This window comes from Mycolicibacterium alvei (assembly GCF_010727325.1).
Classification (GTDB): domain Bacteria; phylum Actinomycetota; class Actinomycetes; order Mycobacteriales; family Mycobacteriaceae; genus Mycobacterium; species Mycobacterium alvei.
Genome location: NZ_AP022565.1, coordinates 5,487,361 through 5,508,427, shown reverse-complemented (window position 1 = coordinate 5,508,427; position 21,067 = coordinate 5,487,361). Strand labels below are relative to the sequence as shown.

Here is a 21,067-nt window from a genome sequence, read left to right as displayed (position 1 = left end):
GCAACGCTGCGGTACTCGGCGAGCGTAACGCGGAACAGATGTTTGTTTCAGCTATTCCGCGCTATGTCCGCATACTTCTCTGACTCCAATGGCATTCCGGGACTTGGTATCACGACACCCGGCGACGGACTTCGCCGGAGCGAATCGCGGACCGAAACATCGGCCCGATGACCCCCGCGAGCTGGTCGGGACTGGAGATGGTGGCGTGTGCGGTGGTGCCGAACACCCGTCGCAGCGACTCCACGTCGGTACTGGCGCCGATGGTCAGACACACGGCACCGGTACCCCGGCGCCGCGCCTCGGTCAGTGCGCGTCGGGCATCTGCGGCGCCGTAGGCCCGCTCGTAACCGTGGTCATATGCCAGGCCATCGGACAGCACCACCAGTAGTCGCCGCGAGGTGCCACCGCGCTCCTCCAACACCGCCGAGCCGTGCCTGATCGCCGCCCCGAGCCTTGAATAGGCGCCGGGCTCAAGGCTGTTCAGTCGTCGGATCACCTGCGCATCCAGGTGATCGTTGAACCGTTTCACCGGAACCATGGTCACCGCCGACCGGCCCTGGGAGTAGTAGGCGTACAACGACACCCGGTCCCCCAGATCGTGCAACGCCACCATCAGATGGGCGACCGCCGTGCGCTGCTGCTCGTGCACCGTACGCCCGACGGAGCCCGGCTCCGCGGCCGAGCCGGAGACATCCAGCAACAGCAGCACCGACAGATCCCGTCGCTTCCGCAGACTGTCGAGGTACACAGCTTCGTCGGGGACCGACCCGGCCCGGACTTCGACGCGCGCCTCCAGCGCGGCATCGATGTCGATGTCGTCGCCTTGCGGTTGACGATGACGCCGATGCAGCCCCATGCCGAGGCGCGCCAACGGACGCCGCACGCTGATCGCATCCTCGATCTGCTGGGTGGCGTGTGGCTTGATCTGCGGATCAGCCTCGCGCACCGTGCACCAGTCGGGCCGGTACAGCTTACGTTCGGCGTTCCACTCCGGGTATTTCACTCCCTCGGTCTTGATGTCGACCACTTCCTCCGACGGCGCCGTAGCCAACGACGAGACCGCGTGCACCCCGCGTTTCGTCGAGTTGGTGCGGTGAGTCGGCGAGTCGGCACCGGGCGGTCCCCCGCCGTTGCCGCCGGTCTTACGCGCCGAGGACAAGAGCTTCTTGAGCCATTTGCCGATTGCTCCGCCGCCCCCGACCGGGCTGGAGAACAGGTCAGTGTCGTCGGAATCGTCCCAATTGTTGGGGTCGTCCTCGTCCAGCTGCTCAAGCTCCCGGTCACCCTGGCGCCGCGGGACATGTCCGACCGACTGTTGATCTGCCGGCTTGGCTGCGGCGCAGGCCGCCAGTATCTTCTTGGCGCGAATCACGCCGAAGGCCGTCGGCGCGTCGCTCAGCACGTCTCGCCCGCGGGCGAGCTCCAGAGACGCCGCCGGCGAATCACTGCGCTCACCGATGCTCGGGTCTGCCAGGGCACCAAGGGAATTCGGCAACAGGGCGCGATTGGCCGACAACGCTCGGTGGCCTTCGATCGCAAGATAGCGCTTGGTCAGTCGCCGGTGGCGGACCAGCGCGCCGATCACCTCGGGGTCCAGGCTGCCCGCGGCGATCAGCGACGCCTGCACCGCCACCGATTCAAGCCGCGTGCGTGCGGGCGCACCGGGGTCGACGAAGACGGTCTCGCCGTCGGTCCACGGTCCGATACCCGCCTCGGCCGCTGCCACCGCGACCGGGCGGGCTGCCAGCGCCGAGGCCAACATGCCCAGCCCGGAGAATCGCTCATCGACACCGCTGTCAGACACCCGATACCTCCGCACCGCTCACCGCGTTGACCAAATATCTGTTCCACCGTAGAGTTCGGTTCCACCGGAGTCAATCGAACGAGCCGGATACATCAACTAGCAAGGGCTACACAGTGATCGAGTTCAACGGTCAGGTCGCGGTGGTGACCGGCGCAGGTCGCGGCCTCGGTCGGGTGTACGCGCTCGAATTGGCCCGGCGTGGGGCCGCCGTCGTGGTCAACGACCTCGGCGGCACCATGGCGGGCCAAGGCTCGGACACTGCGGTGGCGGATCAGGTTGTCGAGGAGATCACGGCCTCCGGCGGCACCGCGGCGGCGTCCTACGATTCGGTCGACAGCTCCGAAGGTGGTGCGGCGATCGTGCGAACGGCGGTCGAACGCTTCGGCCGCCTCGACGCCGTGGTCAGCAACGCAGGCATCTTCAACAGCATCCCGTTCGACGAGCTGTCCGCCGAGGACTGGCGTCGCATGCTGCGAGTGCACCTCGACGGCGGCTTCTATCTCGCCCAGCCCGCCTACCGCGTGATGAAGAGCCAGAGCTACGGCCGGTTCGTGTTCATCGCCTCGTCGGCGGGGATGTTCGGTCAACATCTGGAAGCCCACTACGCCGCGGCCAAGGCCGGCCTGGTCGGCCTCGCCAACGTGATCGCGCTGGAGGGTGCCCCGCACGGGATTCTGGCCAACACGGTGCTGCCGTTCGGCATCTCACGAATGGTCACCGAAACCCTGGGCGATCCGAAAGCCCTTGAAGACAATGGTTTCTTCAAGGCGATCCGGCCGGAACTCGTCGCCCCGCTGGTGGTGTACCTGGCCAGCCGGGACTGCACGTTCAGCCACCAGAACTTCTCGGCGGGCGCGGGCCGCTTCGCCCGCGTGTTCGTGGGCTTGGGCGAGGGCTGGATGTCCCCGCCCGACAGCAACCCCAGCGCCGACGACATCGCCGCGCACCTTTCAGAGGTCGCGGCGACGGAGCCGTTCACGATTCCGGGGTCGATCTACGACGAAGTGTTCGGGGTAACCGAGCGGCTCGGCGTCATCGCGTGAGCCCTCTGACGGTGTTGCCGTCAGCTCGACCGCGCTACCGCTCGGAGCCCCGGCGGTGATCCTCGACGGCGGCATTCGTCCACGCGGGATCCCCGGCGCACCAGTGCCGTTCTGGTAACCTCTAACCAAATATTGGGTCAGCCGCCCAAATCGTATGACGGGAGCCAGCAATCATCGTGGAGCCGCTGTGGGCCGTCCCCAGGTAACGCCTGGGGAGCGCAAGACGCTCAAGCGCACCCCAGGTCGCGCAACCGACATCGGCTCCGCAGCTGAGGATCGCACGCGCCGGACCGAGATCCTCGAGACCGCCGCCACGCTGATCGCCACGTCGGGCCTTCGTACGTCGCTGCAGGAGATCGCGGATGCGGCCGGCATTCTGCCGGGCAGCCTGTACCACCATTTCGAATCCAAGGAAGCGATCCTGGTGGAACTGCTCGCGCGGTACCACGAGGACCTCGACCGCATCGCCGAGAATGCCCAGAACCGGCTGGACGGTCCCGATCCGGCGTCGCCATTCGACCGCATCGCTGAGCTCGGCTCGGATATCGCGCGGTGCGCCGTCGCGCACCGGGCCGCGCTCCAGATGTCGTTCTACGAGAGCCCGAGTTCCAACCCCGACCTCGTCGCACTGGCCCAGCGCCGCCCGACGTCCACGCTCGACGCCATGCAGCAGACCCTACGGGCCGCACGATGGGCCGGCTACCTACGGTCGGATGTCGATCTGGCCGTGCTGGCCGACCGGATCTGCCAGTCCATGCTGCAGGCCGGACTCGACGTCATGCGTCACAATGCCGCACCGGAAAAGGTTGCCACCCTGCTGTGCCGGATTCTCTTGGAGGGCTTGTCCACCGGTCGGCCCACCGATGCCGAACTCGACAGGTCCGTTCCCTTCATGGCAGCCGACGACGTGGTGCGGAGCTGGATCGAGGAAGCCGAGTCCGAGGCCGACGACAAGACCGCCCATATCCGCGCCGTGGCGCGGGCAGAGTTCGGCCGGCGCGGCTACGAGGGTACGACCGTGCGGGATATCGCCTCGGCGGCGGGCATGGGCACCGGCACGGTGTACCGACTGATCGGGTCGAAGGACGAACTGCTGGCGGCGATCATGCAGTCCTTCGGTGAGAAGATCGCGGTGGGCTGGACGGAGGTCCTCGGGTCCGAAGGCACCACGATCGAAAAGCTCGATGCGCTGAGCTGGATCCACACCAACGCGTTGGACCAGTTCGGAGATGAGTTCCGGATCCAGCTGGCGTGGATGCGTCAGTCACCCCCGGACACCCCTAACCCCGGCTGGCTGTTCACCAAGCGCGTCAAGCAGGTGAGATCGCTTCTCTCCGAGGCCATCAAGGCCGGAGAGATCAACGTCGACAGTCCGTCGAACGAGATGCTGGCCAGGGCGGTCATCGGCGTGGGCTGGATACCCGAGAACATCCTGCGGCAGTTGGGCACCCGCGCATCGCAGATCCACGTCCGTGACACCAGCCTGCGCGGTGTGGTCGCACGCAAGTCGCCCCACTAGTCCAATACATACCGCGGCAACGTATTCGGGAGATCGAGCGAGCTCAGCAATCCGGCGGGAGCATCGACAACGTAGGGAATCGCATTGACTACCCGCATCGCGGTGGCAGCCATCGCGGCCCGGCCGGCACCGTAGCCTTCGGCCTCCCCCAGGTTCATCGCACAGTGGATGTCGGGATCGCCCTCGATGTCCACCCGGTAGGTGGCGTCGAATTCCGACGCCGGCCAATCGGGTGCGACATCGCGTGACATCCGGATGATGTGTTCGATGACGATGGCCTCACGTCCGTTCACCACTCCGGTCGCACGGGTGCAGACGGCACCACACGTCCCCGCGGCGATCGTGCCGAACGCGACCTCGATGTCACGTTCGGTGATCCGTCGGTCCAGCGAGCCGCGAATCTCGGGCACCTCGGCCCCGAGCGCATCGGCTATCAGGTGAATCGGTGCCTTCCAAGCCATCTCGATGAATCCTGGGGTCTTGAGCATCGGTTCGAAATCGAGCGGACGCCCGAAACCCATCCCGTCCATCATCACATCGGCCACCGGATAGTGGTCGTTGAGGGACACCTCGGTTACTGTGATGCGGTCGATCTTCTTGGACTGGGTTGCAAGCACGAGGGCCAGCTGGTCCGAGGCGAATCCCGGAAAGACCCCCGATGCGTAGAACGACGAGCTCCCAGCCTTGGCCGCAGCTGCCAGCTGGTCTCGCCATTCCGCGGAGTAGTACCCCGGCGGGTACACCAGTGAGGTCGATGTCGTTGACACGACGTTGATTCCGGCGTTCAACAGCCGCAGATAGTCCGGCACCGCGCGGGCGTCGCGGTCCGGCCCGCTCGCCGCGTACACCACGCAGTCGGGAGCCAACGCGATCAGTGCGTCGGCATCGCCGGTGGCCGGCACACCGAGTGGCGCCCGTCCGGCGAGCTCACCCGCGTCCGGGCCGACCTTTGACGCGGAGTGCACCCAGACACCGACCAGCTCGAGATCCGGGCGGCGGCCGATGGCGTCGATCGCAATCGACCCGACTCCGCCGGTCGACCAGACGACGGTACGTAACGGTCTTGGCACCGAGTACTCCTCACTGTCCTGTTCGGTCAGGTCCGGTCGCCACGGCAGCCCGCTCGAGATAGGGCCAGGCGACATCCGGCGGGAGCCCGCCACACAACGGAAGTAGCGGCAGCGGCCTGCCGCCGCGGACGTAACCGGCAGCCTCCTCGCGGGTCAGGATCTGATAGGCCCCACCTGGCTGCTGCAGTTCCGGCACGGTGTGGGCCCGCGAGATGCTGGCAACCGTATCGTCGCCGTTTCGGTAGGACGCCGCCGTGCGCGCATCGTGAAGGAGGTAGGGGCCCAACTCATCCCACGCCCCGTCCACGTCGTCGGCCACGAATACCGCGGTGGGTGTGTTCGGCGCGGGGAACTGAACCACGCCGGGCTCGTGGCCGTTGGCCCGGCATTCGCCCTCGTAGAACTCTTTGAGTCCCGGCGTCGCGGACTGCGAGATGAACCCGAGGCCGTGGCGGGCGGCACGTCGCGCGGCAGCCCGGCTGCCGCCCGCGATGAGGAGATTCGGTCCGGTCGGACTCACGCATCCGGGTGTCACCGTGATCCGCCGGCCGTCATGGTCGATGGACTCCCCCGCCAACAGTCGCAGCAGGAGTGCCAGCCGCTCGTCGGCCAGCTTGCCGCGCGCGCTCATCTCCACACCGAAGTGGCCGTACTCTTCGGCGCGATGCCCGATGCCGAAGGCGTACGAGACGCGGCCCCGGCTGATGATGTCGAGGGCGCAGATCTCCTCGGCCAGCCGGACCGGATCCCAGAACGGAATGGGCACTGCGGCAAGCAGAATCGCCAGCCGCCTGGTGCGGGCGGCGATCGCCGAGGCGAGGATGGTCGGCGCCGCGAGGTGCCCGTCGGCGGTGCCGTGATGCTCGGACAGCACTGCCAGTACCGCACCGCGCGTCTCGGCCCATGCACACATGTCGATGGCAGCGCCGTAGAGGTCTGCCGTCGGGGTGTGCGGTGCACGCAGGTCGAAACGCAGAGTGAACACTACGGCAGCCTCGGCGATCGGGAGCCCACGCCGTCTGACACTAACCTAAGTTTTGTTCACCGTCGACGACGAATCTGAAATCGCCCCATCCACCTTTGCCGAACCCGCCAAACAGCAATAACGTCAATATTTTCAGGGTTGACCACGTCGATTAATCGCTGTTAGCTTTCGGAGCAAACGTTAGGTTTTCAGCCGTTCGCGCCGAGTTCAGCCGGCGCCCGCAGATCAGCGACCGAGCCGTTCCGGGGGGAAGGGAAACGGGGTGAATTCCGCAATCGTGCGCCCGCTGGCGGGCCTGACCACCACTGCCGTCATCGTCGGCGTCGTGACATTGGCGGCCACACTGTTTCGCGGTGGATTCGATGAGTGGACACCGGTGACCGTCATGTCGCCGCGCGCCGGTCTCGTGATGAACCCCGACGCCAAGGTCCAATTCCACGGTGTGCAGGTGGGCAAGGTCAGCGCGATCGACGAGCAGCCCGATGGCCGGGCCGCCATCCGTCTGGCGATCGAACCGTCCCGGGTACCGATCATTCCGGAGAATGTCACCGTCGACATTGCGTCCACCACGGTATTCGGTGCAAAGGTCGTCCAACTCACCCTTCCGCCGGATCCGTCACCGCAGCCCATCCACGCCGGGCAGATACTGGGCACCGAAAGCGTCATGGTCGAGGCCAACACGGTGTTCGAGCAACTCGTATCGGTGCTGTCGACCGTGCAGCCGGAGAAATTGAACGAGACACTCGGTGCCATCGCGGCCGCCATGAAGGGTCGGGGTGAACAGATCGGGCGTTCACTGGCCGACCTCGACGAACTTCTCACGAAGCTCAATCCGCATCTCGAATCGCTGAACCGGGATCTGGCAGCCGCGCCGGCAGCACTACGGGGGTACGCCGATGCGGCACCGGATCTGGTATCCGTCGTCGACAGTTCCACCCGCATCGGCCACACCATCGTTGACAAGCAGAGCGATCTCGACGAACTCCTGATCAGCACGATCGGCCTGGCCGACCTGGGCACCCAGGTGCTGGACGAGGACCGCCAACCGCTCACCGATGCAGTTCACCTGCTGGCGCCGACGACCGACCTGACGAACCAGTACCACGCCGCCCTCACCTGCGGGTTGGGAGCCATGGACGTGATGGCCAACAATCCGCCGTTGAATGTGCCCGGCGTGGAGGTCCTGGCCGGTTTCTTCTGGGGTCAGGAACGCTACCGGTACCCGTCCGATCTGCCCAAGGTGGCGGCCAGAGGTGGACCACAATGCACCGACCTGCCCAAGGTTCCGTACGGCAAGGCGCCCCCGTTCGTCATCGCCGACACCGGCGCCAACCCATGGAAGTACGCCAACCCGGGCATCGTCCTCAATTCCGACCTGCTCAAACAGATCCTTTTCGGGCCGCAGGACGGCCCACCCCGCAACAGTGCACAGATCGGACATCCGGGATGAGACGCACCGGTATTGGTATCGGCCTCAAGTTCGGAATATTCGCCGCCGTCATGGCTGTGCTCACGGCGTTCCTCTTCGCGGTGTTCGGGCAGTACCGCAGTGGCAGTGCCAACACGTATTCGGCTGTGTTCAGGGATGTTTCAAGTCTCAAATCAGGTGAGACGGTACGGTATGGCGGGGTCCGGATCGGCACTGTCGACAAGCTGACGATGCTGCCCGACAAGACGATCATGGTCACCTTCGACGCCGACCGCGAGTTCGCGCTGACCGACGGTACGCGCGCGGCGGTGCGTTATCTCAATCTCGTCGGCGACCGGTATCTCGAACTCGTCGACGGCGCAGGCTCGACACGAGCACTGCCGGACGGAGCACAGATTCCTGTCGACCGAACAGCACCAGCGCTCGACCTCGACCTACTCCTCGGCGGTCTCAAGCCCGTGATCAGGGGGCTCAACGCCCAGGATGTCAACGCGCTCACCGCATCTCTCATCCAGATCGTCCAGGGCCAGGGCGGCTCCGTCGACTCGCTGTTGACCCGTACCTCGTCGCTGTCCCATGCGCTTGCCGACAAGAGCGAGGTGATCCAGGCACTGATCGAAAATCTCCGTACGACGCTGGTCACGGTGTCGCGGGAAGGTGACAGATTCTCAGATGCCGTGGACCGCCTCGAGCGCCTGATCAGTGGGCTGGCCGACGACCGCGATCCGATCGGCACGGCCATCGAATCGCTCAACGCCGGTACCGCGTCGCTGACGGACCTGCTGGCCGACGCGCGCCCGCCACTGGCCGGGACGGTTGACCAGCTCAATCAACTGGCACCGAACCTCGCCGAGAAGCAGGACCGGATCGAGACAGCGCTGCAGAAGGCGCCCGAGAACTATCGCAAGCTGATCCGCATCGGTTCCTACGGCAGTTTCGTCAACTATTACATCTGCTCGCTGGCGGTCCGCGTGACCGATCTGCAGGGCCGTACCGCAGCCTTCCCGGTGTTCAAACAAGATAACGGACGGTGCGCGGAGACCTGATGCTGAAATATCAAGGACCCAAGGCAATCCGAGCCGGGATCATCGGTCTGATCGTGGCCGTACTCATCGTCGCGGTCGGCCTGACACCCGAAAGGCTGACCAGTTGGGCCTCATCCGTGCGTTACCAGGCCGAGTTCGTCGATGCGAGCGGTCTGACTGTGGGGAACGACGTCGCGGTCTCGGGAATGACGGTCGGCAAGGTGACCGGGATTGCCCTGAAGAACCCGAATGCACTGGTGACGTTCACCGTTGACGCGCGTACATCACTCGGTTCCGAGTCCACCGCACACGTCCGCACCGGCACGTTACTCGGACAACGCATGCTGACGCTGGAGTCGAACGGCCCAGAACAACTGCGCCCTATGGCACTCATCCCGGTGTCACGGACCTTCTCCCCGTACACACTGACCGAGGCTGTCGGAGAGGTCACCAGCAACACGGCGGCCACCGACACCGCCGCAATCAATCAGTCCCTCGATGCGCTGTCTGCCACCATCGACCAGATCGCTCCGGAGTTAGGGCCGACCTTCGACGGCCTCACCCGGATATCGGAGGCACTCAACGGCCGAGACTCAGCGCTGGGCGAACTCTTCGCGAGCGGCAAAGATGTGACCGAGGTCCTCGCCCAACGCAGTGCGCAGGTCTCGGCGCTGATCCTCAACGGCAACGAACTGATCGGGGTGCTGTCAGAGCGCCGATACGCCATCGTGGAACTCCTGGCCCACACCTCTGCGGTGGCTCAGGAGGTCTCGGGACTGGTACACGACAACGAACAGGAACTCGCCCCGACCCTGGACAAGCTGAACTCGGTGCTGGCCATGCTCGAGCGGCAGCGCGACAACATCGCGACAGCTCTTCCGCGGCTGGCGAAGTATCAGGTCACACTGGGTGAAACCGTCGCGAGTGGACCGTTCTACAGCGCCTACATTCCCAACCTCGATCTGCCGCCTCTGCTACAACCGTTCCTTGACTACGCCTTTGGTTTCCGTCGTGGCGTCAACGCCGGCCAGCCGCCGGACAACGCCGGCCCGCGCGCGCAATTCCCGTTCCCGTACAACGGGATTCCGGAAGCGCCCCCGCGATGAAACGCGACACGCTGACGAGACTGACCAGGGTCGCGTTCGCCGCTCTGATCGTCGTGGCGGCGGCGTTCATCACGCAGTGGCACCTGCTCCGCCCCTCCCGCATCACGGCGATCTTCACAAGTGCAACTTCGATCTACCCCGGCGACGAAGTGCGGATCGCAGGGGTGAAAGTGGGCACGATCTCGGCGATCCAGCCCGATGGCTCCCACGCGAGACTGACGATGAAGATCGACCACGGCGTCCTGATTCCGGCCGAGGCCCGGGCCGTCATCGTCGCGCAGAACCTGGTCTCTGCCCGCTTCGTCCAACTGACACCCGCCTACAGTTCAGGGCCCACCATGGCCGACGGCACCCTGATCGACACCAACCGCACGGCGGTTCCCGTCGAGTGGGATGAGGTCAAGACGCAACTGACAAGGCTGGCAACCGACCTTGGTCCGCACGGTGACCTATCGACAAGTTCCGCAGGCCGTTTCATCAGCAGCGCCGCCGATGCCATGGACGGAAACGGTGAAAAGCTGCGACGCACACTGCACGAGCTCGCCGGAATCAGCAGGACGATTTCCGACGGTAGCGGCGACATCACCGAGATGATCAAGAATCTGCAGACGTTCATCACGGTGCTGCGCCAGAGCAACGAACAGATAGTCCAGTTCCAGGACCGCCTGGCGACGCTGTCGAGCGTCCTCGACGGCGGACGCTCCGACCTGGACGCGGCGTTGAGCAATCTCGCCGGGGCCGTGGATGATGTGCGACGGTTCGTGGCCGGTAGCCGGGACAAAACCGCCGAGCAACTGCAGCGGCTTCACAATGTCACCCAGAATCTGGTCGACCACCAGGACGATCTCGAACAGGTTCTGCATGTCACGCCGACTGCGATTGCCAACGCCTACAACATGATGGATCCCCGAACCGGCGGAGCCAGCGGCGTGTTCATCCTGAACAACATGTCCAACCCGACGATGTTCCTGTGCGGGATGATCGGTGCGCTGGAGAACGTGACGGCCACCGAGACGGGCAAGCTGTGCGCGCAGACCCTCGGCCCCGGGCTCGACCAATTGAACTTCAATTACCTTCCGTTCCCAGTCAATCCGTTACTCACCAGCGTTCCCTCGGCCGACAAGTTGATCTACACCGATCCGGCGCTGCTGCCGGGTGGGTCTGGAACCACTTCCGGCCCCATGCCGGTCGCACCGCGGGATTCGGCCTACGCCCCGGCTCTGCCCGACCTACTGCTCCCTGCTGAGAGGCCGCCATCATGAGGATCGCCACGACCACACGTCGCATCCTTGCCGTCACCACTCTCGTCGCCGTGTGCGCTACGGGATGCAGCTTCGGCGGCATCAACTCGCTGCCGCTGCCCGGCACGGTCGGTCGCGGCCCGGCCGCCACCACCTACACGGCTCAACTCGCCAACGTCGGTACCCTGGAACCGAATTCGCCGGTCCTGATGGACGACGTGGTGGTGGGAAGTATCCGCCGGATGCGCATCGTGGACCACCACATCGACGTGGAGTTCTCGGTCGAAGCCGGTGTCACCGTGCCGGCCAATTCTGTGGCCGCCGTCGGCCAAACCAGCCTGCTGGGCTCGATGCACCTACAACTCGGGCCCCCGGCGGGGCAGGCCCCGGCCGGCGTCCTGCCTCCCGACGCCACCATCGGGCTGGACCGTTCGTCGACCTATCCGTCCACCGAGCAGACCCTGGCCGCGCTTTCGGCCGTGGTCAACGCAGGCGGGCTCGGCCAGATCGGCGACATCATCGGTTCCTTCAACTCCGTGTTCTCCGGACGACAAGGCCAGATTCGCGACCTGATCAACCAGCTCGATACGTTTGTCGGGACCCTGGATGCCCAACAGGACAACATCATCGCGGCCGTCACCGAGTTGAACCGGTTCTCGGAAACGCTCGCGGACCAACGCGACACGGTGACGCGTGCATTGCAGGAATTGCCCGCTGCACTCGACGTGCTGCAGCGGGAACGCCCGCGGCTCGTTTCCGCTCTGGACAAACTGCGGACATTCAGTGACACCGCCAACGGCGTCATCACCGACGTCCACGCCGACCTGGTGCGCAACCTCCGCAACCTCGATCCGACGATCCATGCCCTGGTCGACGTCGGCGCTGACATCGACAGTGCACTGGCCTACGCCACGGTGTTCCCGATCGGTCAGAACATCATCGACCGCGGTATCCGTGGCGACTACATGAACCTGTTCGTGACGGTCGACCTCACCAAGGGGCGGATGAAGCGCGGGCTGCTCGCCGGCACCCAGTTCGGCGACGAGAACGCGCCGCTGGTGCCCGCGCCCGGCGATCCCGGCTACGCCTCTTTCTATTCGAAGAACCCGCTCGGCGAGGCCGTGGCCCCACCGCCGGGGGTGCTCGGTCCCGACCGGCTACCCCCGGCCACAGTGGCGCCACCCATTCCGCCCGCCCAGAACGGAGGCGGCTGATGCTGACCCGGTTCGTCCGCATTCAGCTGGCCGTCTTCACCGTTGCCTCGATCGTCGGCATCTCGGTGATGGTGGTCAACTACATCCAGGCGCCGACCCTGCTGGGTATCGGGCGGATCGACGTCTCCATGGAACTCCCCCATGCCGGCGGCCTCTACCGATTCGCCAACGTGACCTATCGGGGCGTCCAGATCGGCAAGGTGACCGCGATCGACGTGAACCGGCAGGGCGCGGTCGCGACCCTGTCGCTGTCCAATTCTCCTGCCGTGCCGGCTGAGCTGACGGCACAGGTCCGCAGCGTGTCCGCGGTCGGTGAGCAGTACGTCGACCTGCAGCCGAAAAGCAGTGCCGGCCCGTATCTGCACGACGGTTCGGTAATCCCCGCGTCCGAGACGGTGATTCCCCAGCCGGTCGGTCCGATGATGGATCAGCTCAGCGCGTTGATCGCCAGCGTCCCGAAAGACAAGCTCGGTGGGCTGCTCGACGAGTCCTTCCAGGCTTTCAACGGTTCTGGATACGACCTGCAGTCGCTGGCGGATTCGACATCCCGCATCGCCGCTGACGCAAACTCCATAGCGGACAGAACAACTCAGCTCGTCGACGACGCCGCCCCGGTCGTCGAAGCGCAGGCGGCGAGCGCCGACGTCCTGCGCAGCTGGTCGAGAAGCCTGGCGGCGGTCAGCAGACAACTGGTGGCCGACGACCCGCAGATCCGCGCTGTCCTGGCCACCGGGCCCAGTGCTGCACAAGAAGTTTCACGCCTTCTCAACCAGGTGAAACCGACCCTTCCACTGCTACTGGCAAATATGACGTCGCTCGGGCGGGTCGCGGTGACGTACCGGCCCGGCCTGGAACAACTCCTCGTCCTGCTACCACCCGCTGCAGCCTTCTACCAGTCGAGTGCACCAGGCCAGAATGCGACCGGTATCCCGCTCGGCGACTTCCGGGTCTCGATCAGCGATCCGCCGGCCTGCACCGTCGGTTTCCTACCGCCGTCGTCCTGGCGATCCCCCACCGAGACGTCGACGGTCGACACCCCGGATGGCCTGTACTGCAAGCTGCCCCAGGATTCACCGGTCGCGGTGCGTGGTGCACGCAATTATCCGTGCATGGACATTCCCGGCAAGTACGCGCCGACGGTCAAGGAGTGCAAGAGCGACAAGCCGTTTCAGCCACTGGCAACTCGCCAGCACGCCCTGGGACCGTACCCGATCGACCCCAACCTGATCGCCCAGGGAATTCCGCCCGACACACGGGTGACCAACAACGACAATACTTTCGGACCGACCGCCGGGACGGCTCCCCCCGGCGATCCCGCGCCGGGCCCGACGGTCGGTATCGCGCAGTACGACCTGGAAACGGGTCGGGTCGCCGCTCCCGACGGTACGGTGTTCACCCAGAATGACGTCTCAGCGAGTGGTCCCGCCAAAGACTGGAAATCGCTTCTGCTGCCGGAGGTTCCCAGTGGGTGAGTTGGGCGTGCCGCGACCTGCGGCAGCTGGCGCACTGCTGGTGGTGATGTCGATGCACCTCGCCACAACGGCCGCTGCGGCTCCAGACGACACCGCGGTCAATGGTGCGTTCAGCGCAGTATCCGACGGCCAGTGGGCCAAGACCAACGAAAGCTACCTCGACGAAGCCACGCTGACCAGTACCTGGACCGTAACCTCAACCTGCAGCACGTATCAAGACTGCACCGGCACCGTCGTCAGCGACCAGGGCTGGACCGCTCCACTCGTCTATCAAAGCGGGCGGTGGCGGGTAGTGCGCACCCTCGAGCACTGGGAACCATGCCCGGACGGAACAGCTGCCGCGGGCCAACAGTCGTTCACGTTCTGGCCTGCCCGCCGCGACGCGCCCGATCGGCACGATCTCCTGTCCGGCTGGGACGAGACGATCGGGCCGAGCGGGGCTTGCGGGATCAACAGGTCGCTGAACATCCGAATGCCGTTCCGGCTCAAGCGCATTACCTGAACCTCATAGCGCGAGCAGACGCATAGGTACCCGAAAAAAGCCAGTTCCGGGTACCGCAGCGTCTGCTCGCCGAGAGAAGTTTCAGCGCCGCGGCAACCCCAGCACCTGGGTGGCGATGATGTTGCGCTGGATCTCGGACGTGCCACCGGCGATGGTGCCGCCGAAGCTTCTGGCGTAGCGCTCGAACCAACTCGCGAAGTAGTGGTCGAGGTTCATGTGCTCGTACGGACCCGAGGTGGTCGGGTGAATCAACCCGTCGGGACCCGAGGCGGTCAGCGCGTTCTCGAACGCGTTGCGCTCGGCTTCGGATCCGAACAGCTTGAGCACCGACACCGAGGCGGTGTCCATCTCACCGCGCGAGGCCTTGGCCAGCGCCGCCGAACCCATTGCCCGCAGCGCCTGGTAATCCATGATCGTGGTGGCGTACTGGTCGCGCTCCAACTCGGTGCGCGGATGAAAATCGGCCAGCATGTTGTCGATTCGATCGGCGAAACCGAGCCACATCATGGTGCGTTCGTGCCCCAGCGATCCGTTGGCCACTCCCCACCCGCCGTTGAGCGGGCCGACCAGGTTCTCGGCAGGTACCCGGGCGTCGGTGAAGAACACCTCGTTGAAGTCGAGGTTCTCCTCACCGGTCATGTCGGCGAACGGCCGGCACACCACACCCGGTGTGTCGGTCGGGATGATCAGCACGCTGATTCCCTTGTGCTTCGGCGCATCCGGGTCGGTGCGCACGAAGGTCAGCAGCCAATCGGCGTCATGGGCACCCGAGGTCCACACCTTCTGGCCGTTGACGACGAAATGGTCCCCGTCCCGGACGGCACGGGTACGCAGCGACGCGAGGTCCGAGCCCGCGCTCGGCTCACTCATGCCCAGCGAGGCGGTCTTCTCACCGCGCAGCACCGGCACTGCCCAACGCTGCTTCTGCTCCTCGGAGCCGAAGGTGAGAAGCGATGCCGCAATGATGTTGACGCCCTGGGGGTTGAAGCTGTGGTAGATCCGCCGGCGGCACAGCTCGTCGAGATGGACGAAGGTCTGCACCACCGACGCGTTGCACCCACCGAACTCGGGCGGCTGAGCCGGCAGTAGCCAGCCGTTGTCGAACAGCAACCGCTGCCAGTCGCGGGCCCACTGCGGCATATGCGACACCGACCGGGGCCGCTCGAGTGTCTGCGCCTCCGAGGGCAGGTTGGCATCGAGGAACGCGGAGAACTCGGCGCGGAACTCCTCGACATCGGAATCGAATGTCAGCTGCATTTACAGTCCCCTGTAGGTCGTGCGGTACTCGGCGGCGATCAGCGCGCGGTGTTCGGCGGCGCCACCCAGCAGCAGCTCACCGGCCTTGGCCCGCTTGAGCGCGAACTGCACGTCGTTCTCCCAGGTGAAGCCCATGGCTCCGAACAGCTGCAGACCGTGACGGAACACCACTGCCTGGCACTCCCCGGCAGCAGCCTTGGCCATGGCCGACGCCAGCCGTCGGCGTGGATCATCGGCGGCGATGGTCAGCGCGGCGAAATACGCCAGCGCACGGGCCCGTTCGATGGCGACGTGCATGTCGACGGCCTTGTGCTGCACGGCCTGGAACGACCCGATGGCCACACCGAACTGCTGACGCTGCTTGACGTGTTCGAGGGCCAGATCGAGAACCCGCTGACAGGCACCGACCATGGTGACCGCCATGCCGGTCAGGGCCAGGTGACGTGCCTTCTCGGTGTCCACGTGAATGCGATCCGCATCATCGACGTGCACGTCGTCGAAGGACACCTCGGCCGCGTGCAGAATCGGGTCGAAGACCGCGGTGCGCTTAGCCGAGACCTTGGCCGCGTCGACCAGGAATACCCCGCCGTCGGTCACCACCGCGAGGTTCTGTGCCCGGTCGCCGTCCAGCACGTGGCGGGCGGTTCCGGACAGCACCCAACCGGTGGCATCCCGGTTGGCCGTCACTCCGCTGTACACCGCGGCGCCGGCGGTGCCCGCGTCGAAGCGGTCTCCCGCCAGGGGCGCGTACTGCGTCATGGTCGCCAGGTAGGGCGTCAGGTCGGTGGCGCGGCCGAGTTCCTCGAGCACGATGGCCAATTCCACCGCGTTCTCCGAGTCGGTGAGCTCCGTCCAGCCCTGGTCGATATAACTCTGCCAAAGAGGTGTCGGGTCGACACCTCGCTCGGCCACCTCACGGACCAGCGTGGCCGGGCACTGTTTGGTCACCGCATCGCGCACGGTTTCCTGCCATAGCCGCTGATCGGCATCGAATTCGAGTAGCACCCGCCGCCTCCTGCTGCACTGTCACGTTCGGATGGAGAATAGCATTCTCTTTCTATGGTGTGACCTTCTCCTCTAGTAAGTACCGGTTCTCCAAAGTAGCTCGCTATGCAGACGACCAGCACCGGCACTTACCTGCGACAAGGAGCCATGGAGCGTGGAGAACTATGTTCTTGCAATAGAAGAATATGGATCTAGACTGGCAGTGAGGTCCGGCGCAATCAGCACGCCGTCGCTGGTGCGTGCACAACTCGTTTCCGGACAAATATCGGAGGACAGTCTTGGCCATACAGCTACCCGACGGGACAAGCGCGCCCGTCATTGATGCGAGCGTGCACGTCTTCTTCGGTTCGAACAAGGACCTGCGGCAGAACTTCCTGAAGGAACCGTTCGCCAGCCGGGGCTTCCCCGATTACGAGATGAACTGGTACGGCGCACCCGGCGGCGAGTACGCCAAGGACACCAAGGGACCCAACCGCGAGTACCCCGGTTCCGATCCCGACATCACCGCGCGGCACCTGTTCACCGATCGTGGCGTCGACATCGCGATCCTGCATCCGATGACGCGGGGCATCATGCCCGACCGCCACCTCGGCACCGCGCTGGCCGCCGCACACAACGCGATGATGGTGACGCGCTGGCTCGAACACGACGAACACGGTGAGCGGTTCCGCGGCACCATCCGGGTCAACCCCGACGACATCGCCGGTGCCCTGCGCGAGATCGACAAATACAAGGGCCACCCGCGCGTCGTGCAGATCGGCATTCCGATGCAGTCCCGCGAGCTCTACGGCAAGCCGCAGTTCTGGCCGTTGTGGGACGCCGCCGCGGAGGCAGGCCTGCCGGTGGCCGTACACATCGAGGGCGGGGCGGGTGTCCAATTCGCACCGACCCCGTCGGGCAAGGCCAGGACCTACGAGCAGTACCTGGGTTTCATGGCGCTCAACTACATCTATCACCTGATGAACATGATCGCCGAGGGTGTGTTCGAACGGACACCCACACTGAAGTTCGTCTGGGCCGACGGCGCCGCAGACATGTTGACCCCCTTCATGTGGCGGATGGATTGCTTCGGTCGACCGCACCTCGAGCAGACTCCGTGGGCACCCAAGATGCCCAGTGACTATCTGCCCGGGCACGTGTACTTCATCCAAGGCGCGCTCGACGGCCCGGGCGATACCGAGTTCGCCGGCGAATGGTTGAACTTCACCGGCAAGGAAGACATGGTGATGTTCGGCTCCAGCTACCCGCACTGGCAGCTGAACGAACCGGAGATCCCCAGCGCATTCAGCACGGAACAGCGCGAGAAGCTGTTGTGGCGCAATGCCGCCAAGCTGTACGGCCTGGAAAACGAGTTCGCAGATTTCGGTTCAGCGTCCGCGGTTGCGGCACAGTAGAGGCAGTGAGGAAACCCAGATGACAACCACACGGCCGATCACGACCAGCCCACGGGTGCCGGCAGCCGAGCGGATCGCGGTCCGATGCGTCGACTCCGACGTCCACCCCATGCCGCGGCGCGGCGAGTTGCTCGAGTACATCCCCGAGCCCTGGCGCAGCAAGTTCTTCATGAGCCATCCGGTCGGTGACCAGATCTACTACGATGCACCGGATTACGCACACGCCTATGCAATGCGGGTGGACGCGTTTCCCCCGGATGGTGAATTCGCCTGCAGCGACCCTGATATGGCGATGCGCCAGCTCATCATGGAGGCCGGCTCCGATATCGCGATCCTGGAGCCGACGCACGGCGAGAGCCGCCTCGGCGAAGCCACCGCGGCTTACTGCACCGCTACCAACTCCTGGCTCGCCGACAACTGGCTGGATCCGCACAACAACTGGCACGAGCGCTGGCGCGGGTCGATCTGTGTGGCGATCGAGGAGCCGCAAACGGCTGTGGCCGAGATCGAGAAATGGGCCGAACACCCCTACATGGCGCAGGTTCTGATCAAGGCCGAGCCGCGTCCGTCGTGGGGCGATCCGAAGTACGACCCGGTGTGGGCCGCGGCCACCAAGCACGACATCACCGTGAGCTGCCATCTGTCTCGCGGCGAGTTCGAGAACCTGCCACTGCCGCCGGTGGGCCTGCCCAGCTACAACCACGACTTCATGGTCAGCTACTCGTTGTTGGCGGCCAACCAGGTGATGAGCCTGATCTTCGACGGGGTGTTCGACCGGTTCCCGACCCTGCGCATTGTGTTCATCGAGCACGCGTTCACGTGGATCCTGCCGCTGATGTGGCGCATGGACGCCATCTACGAACAGCGCAAGAGCTGGATGGACATCAAGCGCAAGCCGAGTGAATACGTCAAGGACCACATCAAGTTCTCGACGCAGCCGCTGGACTATCCCGAGGACAAGACCGAGCTGTCGCGGGCGTTCGAGTGGATGGAGTGCGAGAAGATTCTGCTGTTCTCCAGCGATTACCCGCACTGGACGTTCGACGATCCCCGCTGGTTGGTCAAGCACCTGCCCGAACATGCTCGCGAGGCCATCATGTTCCGCAACGGTATCGAGACCTACAAGCTGCCCGAGACCGTGCCGGTCCTTGAGGGGCAGGTGCGGGTCTTCTGATGAGCGAACCCGACAAGCGCCCCCGGCTCGCGCAGGGACGCGAGCACGTCGTCGCCACCGTCGACGAAATCCCGCCCGGCTCACATAAACTGGTTCCGATCGGCCGCCACGGCGTCGGTGTCTACAACGTCAACGGCACCTTCTACGCGATCGCCAACTACTGCCCGCACGAGGGCGGTCCACTGTGCTCGGGCCGTACCCGTGGCCGCACGGTGGTCGACGAGGACGTGCCCGGTGACGCGGTGATGGTCCGCGACAAGGAATACATCTTCTGCCCCTGGCACCAGTGGGGTTTCGAGTTGGCGACCGGCACCACCGCGGTGAAGCCCGAATGGAGTATCCGTACCTACCCGGTCCGTGTGGTCGGAGAAGAAGTGTTGGTGATGGCATGAGCGAGCTTACGAGCGGATCATCGATGTCGCGTGAAATTCAGTTGCCCCTGGGCACCCCGGAACTCAAGCGGGGCGAGAAGAGCATCGAGATCAACGGTGGCAACGTCGTCTACGAGATCCTGGGAAAAACCGGCGATTTCATCGCCCTGACCCCGGGCGGTCGGTTCAGTAAGGACATCCCGGGCCTGCGTCCGCTGGCGCAGGCCCTCGTCAAGGGTGGCTACCGGGTACTGCTGTGGGACCGGCCCAATTGTGGCCGCTCCGATGTCCAGTTCTACGGACAGAGCGAATCGCACATGCGTGCCGAGACGCTGTCGGCACTGATCACCAAGCTGGGCATAGGTCCGTGCATCCTCGCCGGCGGTTCCGGCGGGGCCCGCGATTCGATGCTCACCGCAATGCTCTACCCCGAGATCGTCACCAAGCTCGTGGTCTGGAACATCGTCGGCGGCGTGTACGGATCGTTCGTACTGGGGTCCTACTACATCGTGCCGAGCATTCTGGCGGTGCGCGGGGCAGGCATGAAAGCCGTTTCTGCCGTTGATGAATGGAAAGCCCTCAGCGCGGAGAACCCGGTGAACCGCGACCGCATCCTGGCCCAGGACTCCGATGGGTTCCTCAAGCTGATGCTGCGCTGGCTCAATGCGTTCGTGCCGAAGCCGGGTCAGACCATCCCGGGTGTCGAGGACGAGATGTTCGACAACATCACCGTGCCGACGCTGATCATCCGGGGCGGCGAGAACGACATGGACCACCCCAAGCGCACCTCTCTCGAAGTCAGCTGCCTGATCAAGGGTTCCAAGCTGATCGACCCGCCGTGGCCCGAAGATGCCTGGGAGCGCGCCGGTGAGGACCGGGCGGCGGGAAAGGTGAAGCGGTTCAACATGTTCGACACCTGGGTGCAGGCGGCCCCGGCGATCCTCGAGTTCCTGGACTCGTGAACGGATCAGACCGTCCGGATGTGCACCTCGCAGTTCAGCGAGGCCTCCAGGGCGGTGTGGATGCGGCTTTCCGGGATGCGTTCCAGGTCGGCCTTGTCCAGAGTCACCGTCACCACATCCCAGCCGTCGCCGTCGACGGACCGGGTGATGTCACCGGACAGGCCGAACCCGGCCAGCACGCCGCGAGCATCCTCGTCGGTGCCGCGACTGACGAAGGTGACCACCCCCGCCGTCGGAGTAGTGCCAAACGCCTTGGCACACAGTTCTATCGCGACAACCTGCAACTCTGGTGCGTCGTCACCGGCGATCAGCACCTCGACCTCGCGACGCTGGGCGGGCAGTCCGGCGAGCTGGTTGTCCAGCACCTCGGCCCCAACTTCACCCAGCAACTCACGAAGCGTTGCCATGCCGTCGGATAGCTCCTGGGCCCCCAGCTCACCGGCCGGGTCCACACCGACGCGCACCACCGCAGTTCTCATGCCGGTAAGCCTAAC

General features: G+C 65.1%; 19 protein-coding genes. 13 read left to right on the top strand and 6 right to left on the bottom strand.

The window, feature by feature from the left end; all coding sequences use genetic code 11:
- Window positions 1–109 precede the first annotated feature (109 nt).
- Window positions 110–1,762, bottom strand: coding sequence for a nitric oxide reductase activation protein NorD (locus G6N44_RS26395; RefSeq protein ID WP_163670384.1), 1,653 nt, complete (start codon window positions 1,760–1,762; stop codon window positions 110–112).
- A gap of 155 nt (window positions 1,763–1,917) precedes the next feature.
- Here G6N44_RS26395 and G6N44_RS26390 point away from each other — a divergent pair, with 155 nt between their 5' ends.
- Window positions 1,918–2,847: an SDR family NAD(P)-dependent oxidoreductase gene (locus tag G6N44_RS26390; protein WP_163669152.1), complete on the top strand. Its 930-nt coding sequence runs from the start codon at window positions 1,918–1,920 to the stop codon at window positions 2,845–2,847.
- A 187-nt stretch (window positions 2,848–3,034) separates the two neighbouring features.
- The gene (locus tag G6N44_RS26385) at window positions 3,035–4,366 is read left to right on the top strand and encodes a TetR/AcrR family transcriptional regulator (RefSeq protein WP_163669136.1); all 1,332 of its coding nucleotides are present in this window, start codon (window positions 3,035–3,037) and stop codon (window positions 4,364–4,366) included.
- Here the strand turns inward: G6N44_RS26385 and G6N44_RS26380 are convergent.
- Together G6N44_RS26380 and G6N44_RS26375 are read right to left on the bottom strand one after the other, a co-directional pair.
- Window positions 4,363–5,436, bottom strand: coding sequence for an NAD(P)H-dependent amine dehydrogenase family protein (locus tag G6N44_RS26380; protein ID WP_163669134.1), 1,074 nt, complete (start codon window positions 5,434–5,436; stop codon window positions 4,363–4,365). The two genes, G6N44_RS26385 and G6N44_RS26380, sit on opposite strands and share 4 nt — an antisense overlap.
- Before the next feature lie 10 nt (window positions 5,437–5,446).
- Entirely contained in the window at window positions 5,447–6,421 is a 975-nt protein-coding gene (locus tag G6N44_RS26375) for an LLM class flavin-dependent oxidoreductase (RefSeq protein WP_163669132.1), read from the bottom strand.
- 262 nt (window positions 6,422–6,683) lie between these two features.
- Between G6N44_RS26375 and G6N44_RS26370 the strand changes: the two genes are divergently transcribed.
- The 7 genes from G6N44_RS26370 to G6N44_RS26340 are packed head-to-tail and all read left to right on the top strand — an operon-like array spanning window position 6,684 to window position 14,410.
- Window positions 6,684–7,871 (top strand): MCE family protein, encoded by a 1,188-nt coding sequence (locus G6N44_RS26370; protein WP_163669130.1) that lies wholly within the window; start codon window positions 6,684–6,686, stop codon window positions 7,869–7,871.
- A complete protein-coding gene (locus G6N44_RS26365; protein WP_163669129.1) occupies window positions 7,868–8,896 on the top strand; it encodes an MCE family protein in 1,029 nt (342 codons plus the stop codon). The genes G6N44_RS26370 and G6N44_RS26365 overlap by 4 nt, the downstream gene beginning before the upstream one ends.
- The gene (locus tag G6N44_RS26360) at window positions 8,896–9,981 is read left to right on the top strand and encodes an MCE family protein (RefSeq protein ID WP_163669126.1); all 1,086 of its coding nucleotides are present in this window, start codon (window positions 8,896–8,898) and stop codon (window positions 9,979–9,981) included. The genes G6N44_RS26365 and G6N44_RS26360 overlap by 1 nt, the downstream gene beginning before the upstream one ends.
- Window positions 9,978–11,243, top strand: a complete 1,266-nt coding sequence (locus G6N44_RS26355) for an MCE family protein (RefSeq protein ID WP_163669124.1) — start codon at window positions 9,978–9,980, stop codon at window positions 11,241–11,243. The genes G6N44_RS26360 and G6N44_RS26355 overlap by 4 nt, the downstream gene beginning before the upstream one ends.
- Window positions 11,240–12,436 (top strand): MCE family protein, encoded by a 1,197-nt coding sequence (locus tag G6N44_RS26350; RefSeq protein ID WP_163669122.1) that lies wholly within the window; start codon window positions 11,240–11,242, stop codon window positions 12,434–12,436. The genes G6N44_RS26355 and G6N44_RS26350 overlap by 4 nt, the downstream gene beginning before the upstream one ends.
- Entirely contained in the window at window positions 12,436–13,908 is a 1,473-nt protein-coding gene (locus tag G6N44_RS26345) for an MCE family protein (RefSeq protein ID WP_163669120.1), read from the top strand. Before G6N44_RS26350 ends, G6N44_RS26345 begins: the two co-directional genes overlap by 1 nt.
- Entirely contained in the window at window positions 13,901–14,410 is a 510-nt protein-coding gene (locus G6N44_RS26340) for an Rv2253/PknI dimerization domain-containing protein (RefSeq protein WP_235682883.1), read from the top strand. The genes G6N44_RS26345 and G6N44_RS26340 overlap by 8 nt, the downstream gene beginning before the upstream one ends.
- Window positions 14,411–14,491: 81 nt before the next feature.
- Here the strand turns inward: G6N44_RS26340 and G6N44_RS26335 are convergent, their stop codons facing one another.
- Both G6N44_RS26335 and G6N44_RS26330 read right to left on the bottom strand, forming a co-directional pair.
- On the bottom strand, window positions 14,492–15,667 hold the full coding sequence (locus tag G6N44_RS26335) for an acyl-CoA dehydrogenase family protein (RefSeq protein WP_163669118.1): 1,176 nt from the start codon (window positions 15,665–15,667) through the stop codon (window positions 14,492–14,494).
- Window positions 15,668–16,672, bottom strand: coding sequence for an acyl-CoA dehydrogenase family protein (locus G6N44_RS26330; RefSeq protein ID WP_163669116.1), 1,005 nt, complete (start codon window positions 16,670–16,672; stop codon window positions 15,668–15,670).
- Window positions 16,673–17,001: 329 nt separating this feature from the next.
- On the opposite strand from G6N44_RS26330, the gene G6N44_RS26325 reads away from it, so the two are divergent.
- The 4 genes from G6N44_RS26325 to G6N44_RS26310 are packed head-to-tail and all read left to right on the top strand — an operon-like array spanning window position 17,002 to window position 20,573.
- On the top strand, window positions 17,002–18,066 hold the full coding sequence (locus G6N44_RS26325; protein WP_235682882.1) for an amidohydrolase family protein: 1,065 nt from the start codon (window positions 17,002–17,004) through the stop codon (window positions 18,064–18,066).
- 19 nt (window positions 18,067–18,085) lie between these two features.
- On the top strand, window positions 18,086–19,240 hold the full coding sequence (locus tag G6N44_RS26320; RefSeq protein WP_163669112.1) for an amidohydrolase family protein: 1,155 nt from the start codon (window positions 18,086–18,088) through the stop codon (window positions 19,238–19,240).
- Window positions 19,240–19,632 (top strand): Rieske (2Fe-2S) protein, encoded by a 393-nt coding sequence (locus tag G6N44_RS26315; RefSeq protein ID WP_163669110.1) that lies wholly within the window; start codon window positions 19,240–19,242, stop codon window positions 19,630–19,632. The genes G6N44_RS26320 and G6N44_RS26315 overlap by 1 nt, the downstream gene beginning before the upstream one ends.
- Window positions 19,633–19,655: 23 nt before the next feature.
- Window positions 19,656–20,573: an alpha/beta fold hydrolase gene (locus tag G6N44_RS26310; protein WP_163670380.1), complete on the top strand. Its 918-nt coding sequence runs from the start codon at window positions 19,656–19,658 to the stop codon at window positions 20,571–20,573.
- Between the two features lie 5 nt (window positions 20,574–20,578).
- Here the strand turns inward: G6N44_RS26310 and G6N44_RS26305 are convergent, their stop codons facing one another.
- Window positions 20,579–21,052 (bottom strand): hypothetical protein, encoded by a 474-nt coding sequence (locus G6N44_RS26305; protein WP_163669108.1) that lies wholly within the window; start codon window positions 21,050–21,052, stop codon window positions 20,579–20,581.
- Between the last annotated feature and the right edge of the window lie 15 nt (window positions 21,053–21,067).

Excerpts from the sequence above, each read along its gene's own strand:
- G6N44_RS26305 (WP_163669108.1), bottom strand. The coding sequence starts at position 21,052 with ATGAGAACTGCGGTGGTGCGCGTCGGTGTGGACCCGGCCGGTGAGCTG.
- G6N44_RS26345 (WP_163669120.1), top strand. The coding sequence starts at position 12,436 with ATGCTGACCCGGTTCGTCCGCATTCAGCTGGCCGTCTTCACCGTTGCC.
- G6N44_RS26335 (WP_163669118.1), bottom strand. The coding sequence starts at position 15,667 with ATGCAGCTGACATTCGATTCCGATGTCGAGGAGTTCCGCGCCGAGTTC.
- G6N44_RS26360 (WP_163669126.1), top strand. The coding sequence starts at position 8,896 with ATGCTGAAATATCAAGGACCCAAGGCAATCCGAGCCGGGATCATCGGT.
- G6N44_RS26310 (WP_163670380.1), top strand. The coding sequence starts at position 19,656 with ATGTCGCGTGAAATTCAGTTGCCCCTGGGCACCCCGGAACTCAAGCGG.
- G6N44_RS26365 (WP_163669129.1), top strand. The coding sequence starts at position 7,868 with ATGAGACGCACCGGTATTGGTATCGGCCTCAAGTTCGGAATATTCGCC.
- G6N44_RS26320 (WP_163669112.1), top strand. The coding sequence starts at position 18,086 with ATGACAACCACACGGCCGATCACGACCAGCCCACGGGTGCCGGCAGCC.
- G6N44_RS26395 (WP_163670384.1), bottom strand. The coding sequence starts at position 1,762 with ATGTTGGCCTCGGCGCTGGCAGCCCGCCCGGTCGCGGTGGCAGCGGCC.
- G6N44_RS26355 (WP_163669124.1), top strand. The coding sequence starts at position 9,978 with ATGAAACGCGACACGCTGACGAGACTGACCAGGGTCGCGTTCGCCGCT.
- G6N44_RS26350 (WP_163669122.1), top strand. The coding sequence starts at position 11,240 with ATGAGGATCGCCACGACCACACGTCGCATCCTTGCCGTCACCACTCTC.
- G6N44_RS26315 (WP_163669110.1), top strand. The coding sequence starts at position 19,240 with ATGAGCGAACCCGACAAGCGCCCCCGGCTCGCGCAGGGACGCGAGCAC.